Source organism: Caballeronia sp. SL1002 (genome assembly GCF_057814995.1).
In genome coordinates, this window is sequence record NZ_JBYMUW010000007.1 from 1 (window position 1) to 13,874 (window position 13,874).

Genomic DNA, 13,874 nt, shown 5'->3' on the forward strand with positions numbered 1-13,874 from the left:
TTGCCCCTGAACACGAAGATGTGGCCAGAGAATGGATCCTTCGCCAGCACGGTCTGCACCTTCGCGGCCAAGCCGTCAAAGCCGCAGCGCATATCCGTAAATCCGGCGGCAACCCAGATTCGCGTGTTTGCGAGCGGACCAATCATCGGATCAGGCACTGGATCACCACGCGAAGCGTGTTGGGATCGACGCTCCCTTCAACATGTACCTCGCCTCGTGGCAACTGGATTCGGAGCGTGCCAGGCGCCTGGGCCGAACGCGTCGCTGCATCCGGTTTGGCCGCGCCGCTGTCGCTGGCCGCATTCACGGTGACCGGCAGCAAGGCGCATTCGCGACCGTTCACGCCAAGGCGTCCATCCAGATACTGCTTGCGCCAGTCGAACAGCTGATTCGCGTTCACTTCGTGACTGCGTGCAATCTCAGCCACCGAACGTCCACTGGATAACGTCTCTTCGACGATCTGCCGTTTCTCGTCCACGGTACGCCGGCGATACTTCCGGGCGACTTTGACTTCGGTGAATTTAGTCACTGTGTCCATGATTCCTTTGTGGACACAGTCACATTTGTGCCCCCGGAAAGCATGGCGTCGCCTTCATCAAGCGTCTACACGGTCAGGGTCGGACGGTTACAGATCGCCCATGGCGACGGCAGTTTCAGCCGCCGCCTCGCCCAGCTCGCAAAGGTCGACGTGTTGCTACTTGACGATTGAGGATTGCAGGACCTGGACCAAGGTGCACGCAACGATTTGCTCGAAGTACTCGACGACCGCATCGGCACACGCTCGACAGTCATCACCAGCCAATTGCCCCTGGAACACTGGCATGCGTGGCTACAAGCCCCGACGCTCGCTGACGCGATTCTCGATCGTCTTGTTCATCAAGCGTCTGTTGACGAGCGACGAGCCGCCATTTTGCAAAGCGACGACGACCGATGAGATGATTCGGCAGAATGATCATACAACCGCCAGTGATTTTCGTTCGAGCGATCCATTCGCGTGAGTCTCGCCAAGAGCAGCGCTTTTGATCCCAGTCAGCAGTGCGATTGTGGTTTTTATGGCCAGCCTGTATGGGATAGATGAAATTATCAGATATAGGAGGCCAGCGTCGGATTCCCGATCAGGGGCGACACTGACAGGCGGTCGCCTGGCCAGACAACCAGAACTACTCGAACGGGCTGCCAAACTGCGTCAAGGCCCAGATCGCAAGCAAATAGACGCTTACCAAGGACTGAAATCCGGCTACGGAGCGCGCCCAACCGACAGCGACAAGTACGTAGTCATCAGTCTGCATTTTTGAGACCCATCCTCCGACGTTGAAGTCGTGCCAACCAATTTGGAACGCCGAAGCGAGGCTGAATTGTAAAGATTTCCACATTCGCCGCGTGCCCGTCAAAGCGAGGCGCTCCGCAGTGCGATCGGGATTAGCTGGGCTGGCATTCGCCCATACCTTGAATATAGAAGCGGCACCTTTTCCTGACATGGCGGGGTAATAGAGAATCGCGAACGCAGGAATAAATATGAGAATGATTAGTAACGCTCGCTCGGGTGCAAGGCCATACTTCGCCGTGAGATCGAAAAGAAACCATCTCAGAATGCCCTCAATATTTGAGCCGATGGACGGGCCTTCCGATGAGTCAGGGTCACGGTGTAGCAGGCGTTCCGTTCGCCGACGTTCGATCGCGTATGTCAACTGACGCTCTGCAACGCGACGACCTGCCTCTTTCATGCCCTGACGTACTGCAATTAGCCCTCGTGGGGACTCATCGAACGTCATATCTTCATTGACAAAGACGCTTCCGAGTATCGCGGTCGCGGGAAGAACGGCTTCCGGCTCAAATCGTGTGGAAGACAGATAGGCGCCCTGCATTCTTGCATCTTCCAACACGGTTCCGATCATAACCGCGCCAGATAATGATGCCGACGTGAGATCGGCGCCAGTTAGGTTTGCACCTGTTAGATCCGCACTAAAGGCAGTAACCCGCAGATTAGCCTTAATAAAGGTGGCACGACCTAGCCGTGCCTGTGATAGTTCCGCAGATTGCAAGTCTGCGCCATCAAAGATGGCCGAAGCAAAGTTTGAGCGAAAGAGCGTTGCTCTGCGAAGATTTGCGCGCGCAAAGCTCGCCTTCCTCCCCTCATCAATATTCGCGAGCGTTGCGGTAGAAAGGTCCGCACCATCAAATACAGCCTCATTGATCCTGCTTCCCGTAAAGTTCGCATTTCGCAGCGACGAACCTGTCAGATTCGCCTTCGTCAGATGAGCGTTCTGAAAATCTGCCCCTCGTAGCGGCAGCTTGGACAAATCCTGGAGAACCAGCCGTTCACCGCTCAGGTCGATGTTGCAAAAATCTTCCTTATGTATTTTGTCTGTCCTGAATTGCTTTACGGCTTTGACGAACTCTGCCGCGGAAGTCTTTTTTCCGTTGTAAGACCCTTCGCAGTCAGGGATGCGCGCATTTAAGGTAGCTGAAATCAATGAGGTGCCGGCAAGAACGAGCCATCGTACGAAACGGGCTTGATGACAGCTAAACCAGCCTTCAAAAAATTTGATCATCATCGTAGCCTTACGTAAGGATTGATGCGAACATTATGTGTAGATCGAGCTCTGGTCCCAGTCACATCACCCAGCTATGTGCGGAAACCCACACCACGAGCGTCGCGCTTGTTTCACCCCCAAAGCAAAAATACCTTTCCTGAGCGGGACATGCATGGTCGATTGCCCAAACGATGCGCGCATCGCGCCAATGGCTTCCCGCTCAAAGAACAGGTGCCCCATTGACATAACGCCTGTGTATCCCGAACACGAAAGGGAATCCAGAGGTCGGCGCCATTGAGGGCCGCTTTGGAGTGAAGTTATGACGTTCGAGGAAAGTCAACTGAAAGGCAGTAACGAGTCGATTTTCGCCGTTTGAGAGGGCCGAACGGGGATACGGCGTTATGTCAAAAGTGATCGCTGTGGGACCTTATATATAGCAGGACCGCATCGGCACGGACCGGTGCTCCTTCGGATTGCAACATCCGGCTGCGTTCGGCCGAGGCCGTGTCACAACTCAAAATCGCTAGGTTTTAGGGGGCGCCTTTACCCCTCCCGAGTAGCCGCGAGGCCGATGCAGAGCATTCTGACAAGCCGGATTTTGCGCTGAGCCGAAACGGCGTGCGTTTTGACACGCTCTTATATGGACACCGCCCGGTTTGCCAGGTCGATCTTGATGTGATGCCTTAACGAGGTATCGGCTACGGTCTTATATTCGGCCTTTTGCAGGCCGAAGCCGCGGGCCCTGATGGAATTCGCCAAGAACGTCCTCATCTGGGCCGCGTGCTTCAGGCACAAGAGCGTGTTCAGGTTTGCGTTCTTGCGGTCCGACCTGTTTCGCCATCACATGGATTCAACCTTAGCAACCTACCTGTCCCCCAAACGTTTCAATGCGTGATACTGCTAACTCGGTCTTATACTGACGTGACTCATTTCGTAAGTGCTCCCGTGTGCCAATATTGCCCACGCAGTTCGCGCCATCTTGTTCGCCAGCGCCACCGCCACTACGTTGCCAGGTCGCCGCTCCTGCATTCCCTTCTGCCAGGCAGTTGGCACCTTCGCGTGACACAGAACGGAGCGAGCTCCGTGGATCAGCAGCGTGCGTAGATACGGGTCCCCACGCTTTGATATCGAGCCCAACCGGATCTTGCCTCCCGTGCCGCTTTGCCGAGGGACAAGCCCGAGGAACGCAGCAAACTCACGTCCAGATTTGAATGTCTTCGCGTCTCCCATTGTTGCAACCAGGGCGGTGGCCGTGAGTCTGCCGATGCCCGGCACCTCGGATATCGCACGACACGCGGCTTCCTGCTTCTGCCAGGCGCCAATCCGCTTCTCAAGCTGCTCGATGTCTTGTTCAAACGCGTCGATGCGTCGTAGTTGGTCCTGAAGATTAAGGATGATCGATCCTGGGAGCACGTCTTCTAATTCAGCCATACGTTCCCGGACCTCGGCAAGCCCCGCCAATCGTCGCGCTCGAAACGTAACTCCGAATTCGTAGAGAAAGCCACGGAGCTGATTTACCTGCATTGTTCGAAACTTGACGAGTTGCGAACGCATGCGGTGCAAGCTGAGCATCGCTTGTTGATCCTCCGTCTTGGCTGCGACCGTACGCATTCCAGGCTGCTGCACAGCAGTCCAGATTGCTTTGGCGTCCGCTGCGCCGGTCTTGTTCGTTTGCACGAATGGTCGAATAAACGTAAGCGCTCGATCTGGCACACGGGACCAACGTGACCGCGTGGCAACAGTCGCGTCAATACGGTGGTTGGATCAAGCGTTGTTAAGCGGTCAAGGCGTATGCTTCGAGAAGTTAAACGGCAGCAGGTCGGTAACATCGGCGTCTAATGCTCGTTGCGGCAATTCGCTGAGTACCCGTACGAGATACGCATAAGGTTCGACGTTGCACGCTCGGCACGTGAGAATCAAGCTGTAGATCATGGCGCTGGCCTTCGCGCCAGCAACCGTGTCACTGAACATCCATGAGGATCTGCCGGTGCAGAATGGCCTGATGTCACGCTCGATCACGTTGTTATCGATTGGGGCGCGCCCATCGTTCACGTAGCGGCTCAGGTACGTCCACTGATTGCGTGTATAGGAGATCGCCTTGCCCAGCAGGCTCTCAGGAAGGATCTGCGGTGCCAGTTCGTCAAGCCATTTCTTGAAGGATTCGAGCAGCGGCACGCTGTGTAGCTGGCGCAGCCGGAAGGTGTAATCGACGCGCGTCTCGCTTTCGGGCAGATCCCCCTTTGCGAGTGTTTCGACCTGGTAGAGCGCCTTGAAGTATTCCAGTGCATGTGCGGCCCGCCCGCCTGGTTTCTTCATGCCCTTGAGGGCATCCACGAAGGCACGCCGGGCGTGGGCCAGGCAACCAAAGTGCATCGGACCTTCGAGCGTGCGCCAGGCGGCGTATCCATCGGTCATCAGCAGGCCCTTGTAGCCCGCGAGGAACGCCTGGGGATATTGCTGAGCGCGCCCTGGCTGGTAGTCGAACAGCACGACGGGTTCAGAGCAGTCTTCAGCGCTACGGTACACCCACATATACGAGGTGCTCTGAGCGGCTTTGCCCGGCTCCTTGAGCACCTGTACCGTGGTCTCGTCGCCGTGAATCAGCTGTTGCGACAGCAGTGTCTTGCGCAGCGCCTCGTACAGACGGCTGTAATGCAACTCAGCAGGCCGGATGATCCAGTTCGCCAGCGTAGCGCGTCCGACTTCGATGTCCGCGCGCGCCAGCGCATGGGCCATCCGGTACAACGGTGTTCCGTCAACGTATTTGCCCGCGGTGACCGTGGCGATCATCGCCGCACTGGCATTGCTGCCCGGCAACGGCTGGGCCGGCATCGGTGCGGTGATGACCGGCGTGCGCTCGGCGTGGCGCTCGCAGTGGCGGCATGCATACTTGAAGCGCACGTGCTGAAGCACCGACGCCTTGACTTCGATGTGCAACTGTTCGCTGAGCTCTTCGCCCATGCGGTGCAGCGCGTGCGCGCAGCACGGGCATACCTTCGCGCTCTCGGGCAGATCGTATTCGATGCGTTGGCGTGGCAGGTGCGCCGGTAAAGGCTTACGTCCCGGTTTGCTTCTCGTGGGTGCCGGCGGATCCGGCAGGCCCGTGTCGGGGAGCACAAACGCGTCGTCAGTGGCGCCGGCGTCCATGTCGTCGGGTTCGGAGCCGACGACCTGTTCGGCCTCGTCGAAGACGCGATCCTTGAGCTTCTCGCTGCTTGGGGCGAATCGCTTGCTTTGCGCGAGGCGGAACTGCTCTTCGAGCTGCGTGATCCGTTCGCCCAGCTGCCGATTGCGTGTCTCGAGTTCACGGATATAGGCCTGGGCGGCTGGCGGCAATCGGGAGAAGTCGTCCTCGTTCATGCTTCCACGATAACGAAGTGTCGCGCGCGATGGGTTTACGGGAATTTGTAACAGGCCGGCTGACGCTGACAGGTGACGCGCAATGCTCAACTGGCGTGATGATACGACCGTACCGGGTGGCGGCGCACAGCATCAATGTCGATGCCCTCCAGGAGCCAGTGCAACTGCTCGCTCGTCAGCTTGACTACGGTTTGCTGCCGGCTTGGCCAGACGAAGTGGTCTTCTTCGAGGCGCCTCAACATCATCCAGAAACCGTTGCGATCGTAGAACAGCAGTTTGACCCGGTCGCGTTTGCGGTTGTGGAAGGCGAACACGGCGCGTGCAAACGGATCGAGCTGCATGGACTGCTCGACGAGCGTCACGAGGCTATTGATGCCGGCCCTGAAGTCGATCGGTTCGCGATGCAGGAAGACCGCCAGGTCGGCTTCGAACCGAAACATCAGCGCGCTCCCAATGCGACGACCATCGCATTAACGATTGCCACGTCCTCTGCTGAACATTCGAGCTCAAGCTTCACGCCATTGGGCAGATGGGCAGACAGCCGTGCCAGTCGTGTTGAGCGTGGCGAAACGCGGGATGATTCTGCTCTGGTGGCGTGGTGCGACGCGGGCGCGGACGCCATGACCGCTGTCGGCTCGTCGATCGCTACGACCGGAACAAACGCTGACGGTGCGACCGGCTCGTTGTGCCCGATCGGGGGCCGGGCGCGATTACTCGCCTGAACCCATTTATGCAACTGGTTGGCATTAACGCCTGCCTTCAGGGCGAGGCCCGATAGCGAAGCGCCTGGCCGCAGACAGGCTTCGACGAGTCGTCGTTTGTCCGTCGGATCGAAGCTTCGCTTGCCGCCGACACCAACACGCGTCACGCGTAGGGGCAAAAAGCTGAGGTCATCTTCTGTCATGGATTGCGTCCGCAAAGTGAGGTTGCGGACGCAATCGTGAGCCTTCTCAACAACGCAAGCTAGGTGTGGGAAATCGCGCGCTTACGAATAAACTGCGCATGCAACAGCACTACTTCGTGCCCAAGCGCCCGAATCTTGCGTGCCCACCAGTGCGCGCTTCCGCAAGCTTCTAAGGCCACTCGACCAGCAGGACGTTGGGCTAGAAACGTGATTAAATCGTCGCGTCCAAACCGGCGATTGGCTATCTCACCGCTCTGTGCGTCGACCCAGTACATCTGGAACACCCGCTTTGCAATATCCAGTCCATATGTCGTAGCATTCATTTAGGGCCTCCGTTCCTCAAGTGGTTGTGTCGCAGCTCCACTTTGGCACATTGATGCCGTTCGGTTCTGGAGGCCCATCATGCCCACCTTCCCCGAAGGGAGGGTGGTGTCCATTCCATCTGGGCCACTTCGAGACGCTCGACAACTTGTGCTCAATCGTCGACAAGCTCTTCACAATGTTTGGATACGAGGAATCGGTGGCTGGCGCCGATCTGGAGAAACACGGCATACAACTTCCGAAAGGTGCAGTTCGCATTGGCGGGTTCGGAGATTCGGAGGCCCTGTCAGAATCTTTAATCGGTCTCCTGGCTGGTTCGAAGCGCGCGACCTGCAGCCTTTTGTGGTCCTACAATTTAACGGCGATGCAGTTCCCAAGGTAGAAGACACCGAAATCGTGCTTGATTGGCATGGACGACCAATTTTAGTTCGACACGTAACCGGGGTGGAAATCGTTCCGTTCGACTGCATAACAGATGATTTCGCGGCAAGTGAGGGAGAGGGCGATTGCTCGTTAAGGCATTGGCGAAAAGGAACACTTGCGTTACTTCACGGATGAGTGCGGGCGGATCGGTCGACGCGTTCAGAAATCGATGCCGCTAGTATGCGAGACGTTTGAGGTGCTTTACGCACTGCGCTGAATGTTCGGACGCGCGACCGCTTGTTGCATACAAAACATCGCAAACACGTCGACAACCGTTTGCAAGTTACGCGGCCCGCAAAGTTTTTATATTGCATTGGTCTTCGACCGGCCAAGAAGCGACCTTCCGCGGGCGACGGGATTGCAACACTCAGGCGTCCGTACGCCCTGAAGGCGGCCGTTGCCATCGCGGGAGGCGTAGGCTGCCTCTCGGCCGGAGCGGTCTTCCGCCCCGTAGCGCGGTTGAGCATCCGCAGTGGCGGCTTTCGAGAAAACGGAATGCCTTCGCTAACGCTATACTGCTTGTCGTCGCGATCTAAAGCGAATCGGAGACGACTTGCGCGTAAATTGTCCCGAGCTTATAGTCCGTGATCAGAATCCAACGGGAATTAAAAAAATGGTACACAAAGTTAATCTCGACGCCTTAATCCCACGCGAGGACTTTGACGTAAGCGATACTACAGTGCCTTCCGTACAGCCAACGACTATTCAAATCCGAAATCTGGAGCGCGCCGATTTTTTTTATAGCGTTATGCGCAAGCCTGATTTTCAACGTGAAACCAGTGATTGGTCTCCCGACAAAATTTGCGAATTTATCCAAAGCTTTATAGACGGCGATTTGATTCCTGCGCTCATTTTGTGGCAGTCGGGGAGTCAAATATTCGTTATTGACGGCGCTCATAGACTTAGCGCGCTAGTAGCCTGGGTTCACGACGACTACGGTGATCAAACAACTTCGCGTAGTTTTTTTGATGGAATTATTCCCGATGACCAAAATGCAGCGGCCGAGTTTACACGGCGATTGGTGAAGAGAAAAATTGGATCCTATGCCGAACACCAATTTGCAATACAGCATCCTGATAGAACAAGACCCGAAATTGTTATTCAAGCAAAACGCCTAGCTAGCCAATCAGTCCAGTTACAGTGGGTAAAGGGTGATGCAACGAAAGCTGAAGCTTCGTTCTTCAAAATAAACCAGCAAGCTTCGCCGATTGATAAGACCGAGCTACGGTTATTGAAGGCGAGAAAGTTGCCCAACGCGCTTGCCGCGAGGGCGATCGTTCGCTCGGGCACAGGCCACAAATATTGGTCCAATTTTTCTGAACCCATTAAGGCTGAGATCGAAGAGGTAGCAAAATATATCAACGAGCTTCTTTTTTCCCCCACTCTGCAGACCCCTATCAAGACGCTTGATCTACCTGTTGCAGGACGCGGGTACTCGTCACAAACCCTTCCTCTCGTCTTTGAGTTCGTAAATCTCGCGAATGAGGTCAGGGGTGACAGCTCGCTACTAAATGACGAAACTGGAGAAAAAACGATAGGGTTTTTGAAAAAATGTCGCGTAGCGGTCAATAGGATTTCCGGAAACCATGCTTCGTCACTCGGACTTCATCCGGCCGTGTATTTTTACAGCTCAACCGGAAGATATCAACCTACCGCTTTTATGGCGGTACTTGCTGTATTAGTTCAGTTCGAGAAGGACAATTCGTTTAGTGAGTTTATACGCGTGCGTCGGCCATTTGAGGATTTCATTTTAAAACACCGAAAATTGGTCAACCAAGTTACTGTTAAATACGGAAGCGGTCCGAAGGGGTACGCGCGGCTGAGAGACCTTTTCCTATGGTTGATAACTAAGTTGACCGAGAAGGAGAGCGAGGCCGCGATTCTTTTAGAAATGAGCAAGCACGCCAATTTCAGTTTCTTGCAACCCGCGGAACAAGACGAACTATCAAAACGGTCCGAATTTGGTACAGAGGCGAAATCCTCTGTGTTTCTACGGGACGCTCTCAAAGAGCCGCTGCGTTGCGGCATATGCGATGGTCTTATTCATCGTAACTCGATCTCCATCGACCATCTCGTCCGGCGTGCTGATGGCGGCAAAGGCAATACAGCAAATGGGCAGCTCACTCATCCCTTCTGCAACACTACTATCAAGAACTAGACAACTGTATGCGCACGTCGCATGAGGAAAACGAGGCTCAAGGACTGTTGCGTAACCGTCCGACCCTGACCGTGTAGACGCTTGATGAAGGTCAGTCGCAGCGCGTCAGAATCTGGTTGCCAACTTGCTGCGAATAACAGCGATGTTGCGCCTGATATCCCTGATTGTCGGTGTAATTCTCCTGGGTGTAGGCCGTATTGCCGATCATCTGCGTCGTTGCCTGCGAACTTTGGTTCTGGCTATAGTTGCCGTAGTTGTTGCCGCCGGGGATCGGTACCGGGTTCCATTGCAGGTTGCCAGCGTAAGCGGCAAAGGGAAGCAGAGCCAGCGCGAAACAGGATAGGTTTTTTTTCATTGGTTTGATCTCCGTGGGCAAGTGATAAAACCCTAATTTTAGGCGTCGTACACGCTGCAACAAGCGCATGTTGTTGCAGCGCACACGGTCGCGTCACTGAGCCCATCGCCATTTTCAGCGGCCGGAAAGTGACATCGAACGACTGCTCTGCGAAAACCATGAGTGTCGGGTTTTGGGGCGATTTTTTTCGGCGTGGCTCGAGCGCCCTTTCCGTCGGTCGGGCATTCGACCATCAAGACGGCTTGCCGGCTCGAACGGTCAGCAGATGACTAGCTGATAACAACCTTGGCATGACACGGCCAACGTTCAGTAATCGCGTCCCGTCTCAAGGAACTGTCGGTAACAAATGTGAGGACAGCAACGGGGGAAGCAATTAGACGTTCCACAAACGTAAGATTTCATCTAATCTTACGGTGTCACAAATCGTTACAGTAAAGCGGTAATATTTTCCACTTTTCCAACGCATGAGGCTGTTGCTATGAAAGCAAAGTTTCTGGTCCCAGTGAGTACGCTTGCTGCGGCGATGGCTGCCCAGCATTCCAACGCGGCGGTGATCACCCCGACGATCGACACGGAACATCATGCCACCCACGCGAAAACCGACGGTCTCGATTCGGGCAAGGCGTCTCAGGATCTGAACGTCAAGGCGGGCGGCGAGGCTTTCAAATTTGTCTTAAACCGCTCGGAAGCCGGACAACTGATGGCTTATCACAGCTCGCACTCGTCGCATAGCTCACATTCTTCCCATAGCTCTTCGTCTTACTAGGCATGGCTAGCATGAGCAGCTATAAGATCGACTTCGATCGAGGTGCGTTCGAAGTCGATGTCATTCAGAAGGCAGCGTATCGATTTATCGATCGGATGAGCGTCGAATTCCAGCTTGATGAAAAACACGTGCATTGCACGTTGGGCTTGGACTCACAAGAAGTCGACCACGACGCTCTGATTCAGGACTTCCACAAGGAAGTCCTCGATCAGGCCCTTCGGAAGCAGGTCGCTTCAGAAACCGAGTCGATCAGACATCTCATTCTTGCACACGCATTTTCGCGTACAGGGCTGACGTAGGAGCCGGATGTGGCCAAGTTTCTCCCGCCGTCCGCGTTCGACGCGGACGGCGACTATCAGTTGTTGCCGTTCAACTTCACTCAATTGGACGGCGAACGCTATGTCGTCACCAATATGGCAGGCGAGTATGTCACGCTCGGAAGACAAGACCTAAAGCGTCTCGTCAGCCACGAGTTGCGCCCTGACGAGCCAGTCTTTCGTAGTGCGAGAACGAAGCATCTGATCGAAGTCCGTGGCGACCAATCGCCTCGCGAACTTCTTGCGCTCAAAGCGCGAACCCGATATCAGCGCCTCCCGAACTTCACGAACCTCCACATTTTCGTCGTTACGCTCCGTTGCGACCATAGCTGTCCTTATTGCCAGGTATCGCGGCAATCGGAAAATCGCGAGGCGTTCGACATGTCTCGCGACGTCGCCGACGCATCGATCGACTTGATGTTCCGCTCTCCGTCGCCTGCATTGAAGCTTGAGTTTCAAGGTGGCGAACCCCTTCTGAACTTCGAGCTTGTACGTTACATCGTCGAGAAGGTGGAGCAGCGCGCCAAAGCAGAATCTCGCGAGCTGGAGATTGTCATTGCGACGACGCTGTCCCTCGCTACGCAAGAGATTTTGGAATACTGCCGCGACCATCGGATTCTGCTTTCGACGTCTCTCGACGGTCCCGCAGACCTGCATAACCGCAATCGTCCTAGACCTGGACGGGACAGCCACGAACGCTACGTCGACGGGCTGCAACGCGCACGTGAAATTGTTGGATTCGATCGGGTCTCGGCGATGATGACAACGACGCAACACAGCCTGTCCCGTGTCGAAGAGATCATCGACGAATACTTGTCGCTGGGTTTCGGTGGAATATTTCTGCGTCCGCTTTCGCCGTATGGATTTGCCGTCAAAACGAAAGCTATCAAGTCGTACGCACTAGCAGACTGGCTGCCATTTTACTTTGCGGGGCTGGATTACATCATCGACCTGAATCGGAAGGGGGTTCCTTTCCGGGAGCATTACGCGTCGCTCGTTCTGCAGAAGATGCTGACTTCGAACGATCCCGGGTATGTCGATCTCATGAATCCGGCGGGTGCGGGTATCGCTGCTGTAGTCTGCAACTACGACGGCGGCGTGTTCGCTTCAGACGAGGCGCGAATGCTCGCCGAGATGGGAGACATGACCTTCAAACTGGGTCACGTTCTGAAGAACAGCTACGAAGAGATTTTCCTTTCTGATGTTTTGTTGAATGCGCTTGAAGACTCCTTCACCCTTTCAGTCCCGATGTGTTCGGAATGCGCATTCGAACCATTCTGCGGCGCCGACCCAGTGTACGCGCATGCCATTCACGGTGATGTCGTCGGACGCAAGCCTTCCTCCGATTTCTGCCGTCGGAACATGGCGATATTCCGCCGCCTGATCACGATTATGGAAACTGATCCGGAAGCCAAAGCAATTTTTCAGGGATGGGTGGCGGCATGCTGACTTTACGCGGAAAAGTCGTATCTATTGTTCCGATCGAACAGCTGACGCCTAAGAGCGAGGTGATTCCCCGCGCAACGTCATCCACAACGCTGCTGCCTGTCGTATCTGGATCACGACCTGTCACAGCGGCAATCCGACGCTTGAGCGCCTTTTTCTTGCGTGACGGAGACATTCCCGGTGGTTACAGCCACTATTTCGTCCTTGAACGAGATGCAGAGCGCTTCCCGGCGCATATGGTCGACTCATCGCTCGTAGTGCTTTCCGACGAGTTTGCGTATATCGGCGACGGTGACATCGTTCGATTGAACGCCGACCAGAAGAGTATTCGCGTGTTGTACCGGCACGGCAGTCCTCACAACAGCATTCTTATGACTGAGCAGTGCCAGCACTACTGTCTCATGTGTTCGCAACCGCCGAAGAATATCGACGACAGCTGGCTGACCGATGAGAATCAGCAATTGATCAGGCTGATGCCTCGAACGGTCAAAGCTCTGACTCTTTCTGGTGGTGAGCCTACTCTGTTTGGCAATCGATTCCTTGAAACAGTCAGACTGACGAAGAACTTGCTTCCTCATACCAAAGTCCAGATTCTTTCGAATGGACGGACCTTCGCTCATCGTCCTTTCGCAGAGGATTACGCGGCGATTAACCATCCGGATCTGACTGTCGGCATTCCGCTGTATTCGGATGACGCGTCCACCCACGATTATATTGTGCAAGCAAAAGGTGCATTCGATGAAACTGTTCGAGGCATCCTAAATCTTAAAGAACTTGGGCAAAAGGTCGAGATCCGTGTGGTATTGCATGCTTTAAGCATTGGGACACTCGAATCGCTTGCTAACTTCATCGCCAGGAATCTCACGTTCGTCGATCACGTAGCGCTTATGGGTCTTGAAATAACGGGATTCACGAGGGCAAATATGGATTCGTTGTGGATCGATCAATTTTCCTATAAAGATATTCTTAGCCGGGCAGTTCGTGTGCTGGAAGCTTATGGCATTCCTCTGTCGGTTTATAATCATCAACTGTGTCTTGTGAACGATGACGTGCTGCGAGCATACCGGCGATCGATATCGGATTGGAAGAACGAGTACGTAGACGCTTGTGACCCGTGCGAACGCAAACATGAATGTGGCGGCTTCTTTTCATCGGCAGTGCAACACAGATATAGCGAACATATTCGACCATTCGTAAGCGAACATGCGAATTGAGCCATAGTAGGCGACTTCGCTTTTCGATATCGTCGATTCCCTGTCTGACGGTGTACGCCTTCGTACTCGGAGACCC

13 protein-coding genes and 3 pseudogenes are annotated in these 13,874 nt (G+C 54.9%); 7 read left to right on the plus strand and 9 right to left on the minus strand.

Annotated elements, in window-relative coordinates; all coding sequences use genetic code 11:
• Together tnpB (AC3D25_RS30785) and tnpA (AC3D25_RS30790) are read right to left on the minus strand one after the other, a co-directional pair.
• Nucleotides 1-146 (minus strand): IS66 family insertion sequence element accessory protein TnpB (gene tnpB / locus AC3D25_RS30785; RefSeq protein ID WP_488892359.1); only part of this gene is annotated, 146 nt, incomplete at its 3' end.
• Nucleotides 143-538, minus strand: a complete 396-nt coding sequence (tnpA, locus tag AC3D25_RS30790) for an IS66-like element accessory protein TnpA (protein ID WP_488889784.1) — start codon at nucleotides 536-538, stop codon at nucleotides 143-145. The genes tnpA (AC3D25_RS30790) and tnpB (AC3D25_RS30785), both read right to left, overlap by 4 nt.
• Nucleotides 539-598: 60 nt before the next feature.
• Here tnpA (AC3D25_RS30790) and AC3D25_RS30795 point away from each other — a divergent pair.
• Nucleotides 599-934 (plus strand): annotated as a pseudogene (locus AC3D25_RS30795) (ATP-binding protein); the annotation flags it as partial.
• 226 nt (nucleotides 935-1,160) lie between these two features.
• On the opposite strand, the gene AC3D25_RS30800 reads toward AC3D25_RS30795, so the two are convergent.
• The 6 genes and pseudogenes from AC3D25_RS30800 to AC3D25_RS30825 all read right to left on the minus strand — a co-directional run.
• Nucleotides 1,161-2,555: a pentapeptide repeat-containing protein gene (locus AC3D25_RS30800; protein WP_488892314.1), complete on the minus strand. Its 1,395-nt coding sequence runs from the start codon at nucleotides 2,553-2,555 to the stop codon at nucleotides 1,161-1,163.
• 879 nt (nucleotides 2,556-3,434) lie between these two features.
• Nucleotides 3,435-4,226: pseudogene (locus tag AC3D25_RS30805) on the minus strand (IS110 family RNA-guided transposase); the annotation flags it as partial.
• Nucleotides 4,227-4,316: 90 nt separating this feature from the next.
• Nucleotides 4,317-5,894: an IS66 family transposase gene (gene tnpC, locus AC3D25_RS30810; protein WP_488888343.1), complete on the minus strand. Its 1,578-nt coding sequence runs from the start codon at nucleotides 5,892-5,894 to the stop codon at nucleotides 4,317-4,319.
• Nucleotides 5,895-5,980: 86 nt separating this feature from the next.
• Nucleotides 5,981-6,334, minus strand: a complete 354-nt coding sequence (tnpB, locus tag AC3D25_RS30815; RefSeq protein WP_309787806.1) for an IS66 family insertion sequence element accessory protein TnpB — start codon at nucleotides 6,332-6,334, stop codon at nucleotides 5,981-5,983.
• Nucleotides 6,334-6,798, minus strand: coding sequence for an IS66-like element accessory protein TnpA (gene tnpA / locus AC3D25_RS30820; RefSeq protein ID WP_309787805.1), 465 nt, complete (start codon nucleotides 6,796-6,798; stop codon nucleotides 6,334-6,336). Before tnpA (AC3D25_RS30820) ends, tnpB (AC3D25_RS30815) begins: the two co-directional genes overlap by 1 nt.
• Before the next feature lie 83 nt (nucleotides 6,799-6,881).
• Nucleotides 6,882-7,121: pseudogene (locus tag AC3D25_RS30825) on the minus strand (IS110 family transposase); the annotation flags it as partial.
• A 79-nt stretch (nucleotides 7,122-7,200) separates the two neighbouring features.
• Between AC3D25_RS30825 and AC3D25_RS30830 the strand changes: the two are divergent.
• Together AC3D25_RS30830 and AC3D25_RS30835 are read left to right on the plus strand one after the other, a co-directional pair.
• Nucleotides 7,201-7,677, plus strand: a complete 477-nt coding sequence (locus AC3D25_RS30830) for a hypothetical protein (RefSeq protein ID WP_488892315.1) — start codon at nucleotides 7,201-7,203, stop codon at nucleotides 7,675-7,677.
• Between the two features lie 478 nt (nucleotides 7,678-8,155).
• Entirely contained in the window at nucleotides 8,156-9,700 is a 1,545-nt protein-coding gene (locus AC3D25_RS30835; RefSeq protein ID WP_488892316.1) for a GmrSD restriction endonuclease domain-containing protein, read from the plus strand.
• Between the two features lie 91 nt (nucleotides 9,701-9,791).
• Here the strand turns inward: AC3D25_RS30835 and AC3D25_RS30840 are convergent, their stop codons facing one another.
• Nucleotides 9,792-10,055, minus strand: a complete 264-nt coding sequence (locus AC3D25_RS30840; RefSeq protein WP_488892317.1) for a hypothetical protein — start codon at nucleotides 10,053-10,055, stop codon at nucleotides 9,792-9,794.
• 478 nt (nucleotides 10,056-10,533) lie between these two features.
• Between AC3D25_RS30840 and hxsA2 the strand changes: the two genes are divergently transcribed.
• Genes hxsA2 through hxsC form a run of 4 tightly spaced genes read left to right on the plus strand, consistent with a single transcriptional unit; the run spans nucleotide 10,534 to nucleotide 13,798 of the window.
• Nucleotides 10,534-10,821 (plus strand): His-Xaa-Ser repeat protein HxsA2, encoded by a 288-nt coding sequence (gene hxsA2, locus AC3D25_RS30845; protein WP_488892318.1) that lies wholly within the window; start codon nucleotides 10,534-10,536, stop codon nucleotides 10,819-10,821.
• Between the two features lie 11 nt (nucleotides 10,822-10,832).
• The gene (gene hxsD, locus AC3D25_RS30850; RefSeq protein ID WP_488892319.1) at nucleotides 10,833-11,120 is read left to right on the plus strand and encodes a His-Xaa-Ser system protein HxsD; all 288 of its coding nucleotides are present in this window, start codon (nucleotides 10,833-10,835) and stop codon (nucleotides 11,118-11,120) included.
• A 9-nt stretch (nucleotides 11,121-11,129) separates the two neighbouring features.
• Nucleotides 11,130-12,587 carry a His-Xaa-Ser system radical SAM maturase HxsB gene (hxsB, locus tag AC3D25_RS30855; RefSeq protein WP_488892320.1) on the plus strand — a complete coding sequence of 486 codons (1,458 nt, stop codon included), beginning with the start codon at nucleotides 11,130-11,132 and terminating at the stop codon, nucleotides 12,585-12,587.
• Nucleotides 12,581-13,798, plus strand: coding sequence for a His-Xaa-Ser system radical SAM maturase HxsC (gene hxsC, locus AC3D25_RS30860; protein ID WP_488892321.1), 1,218 nt, complete (start codon nucleotides 12,581-12,583; stop codon nucleotides 13,796-13,798). The genes hxsB and hxsC overlap by 7 nt, the downstream gene beginning before the upstream one ends.
• The last annotated feature ends 76 nt before the right edge of the window (nucleotides 13,799-13,874 follow it).

Coding starts and splice junctions, on each gene's coding strand:
- tnpA (WP_488889784.1), bottom strand. CDS start 538: ATGGACACAGTGACTAAATTCACCGAAGTCAAAGTCGCCCGGAAGTAT.
- AC3D25_RS30800 (WP_488892314.1), bottom strand. CDS start 2,555: ATGATGATCAAATTTTTTGAAGGCTGGTTTAGCTGTCATCAAGCCCGT.
- tnpC (WP_488888343.1), bottom strand. CDS start 5,894: ATGAACGAGGACGACTTCTCCCGATTGCCGCCAGCCGCCCAGGCCTAT.
- tnpB (WP_309787806.1), bottom strand. CDS start 6,334: ATGTTTCGGTTCGAAGCCGACCTGGCGGTCTTCCTGCATCGCGAACCG.
- tnpA (WP_309787805.1), bottom strand. CDS start 6,798: ATGACAGAAGATGACCTCAGCTTTTTGCCCCTACGCGTGACGCGTGTT.
- AC3D25_RS30830 (WP_488892315.1), top strand. CDS start 7,201: ATGCCCACCTTCCCCGAAGGGAGGGTGGTGTCCATTCCATCTGGGCCA.
- AC3D25_RS30835 (WP_488892316.1), top strand. CDS start 8,156: ATGGTACACAAAGTTAATCTCGACGCCTTAATCCCACGCGAGGACTTT.
- AC3D25_RS30840 (WP_488892317.1), bottom strand. CDS start 10,055: ATGAAAAAAAACCTATCCTGTTTCGCGCTGGCTCTGCTTCCCTTTGCC.
- hxsA2 (WP_488892318.1), top strand. CDS start 10,534: ATGAAAGCAAAGTTTCTGGTCCCAGTGAGTACGCTTGCTGCGGCGATG.
- hxsD (WP_488892319.1), top strand. CDS start 10,833: ATGAGCAGCTATAAGATCGACTTCGATCGAGGTGCGTTCGAAGTCGAT.
- hxsC (WP_488892321.1), top strand. CDS start 12,581: ATGCTGACTTTACGCGGAAAAGTCGTATCTATTGTTCCGATCGAACAG.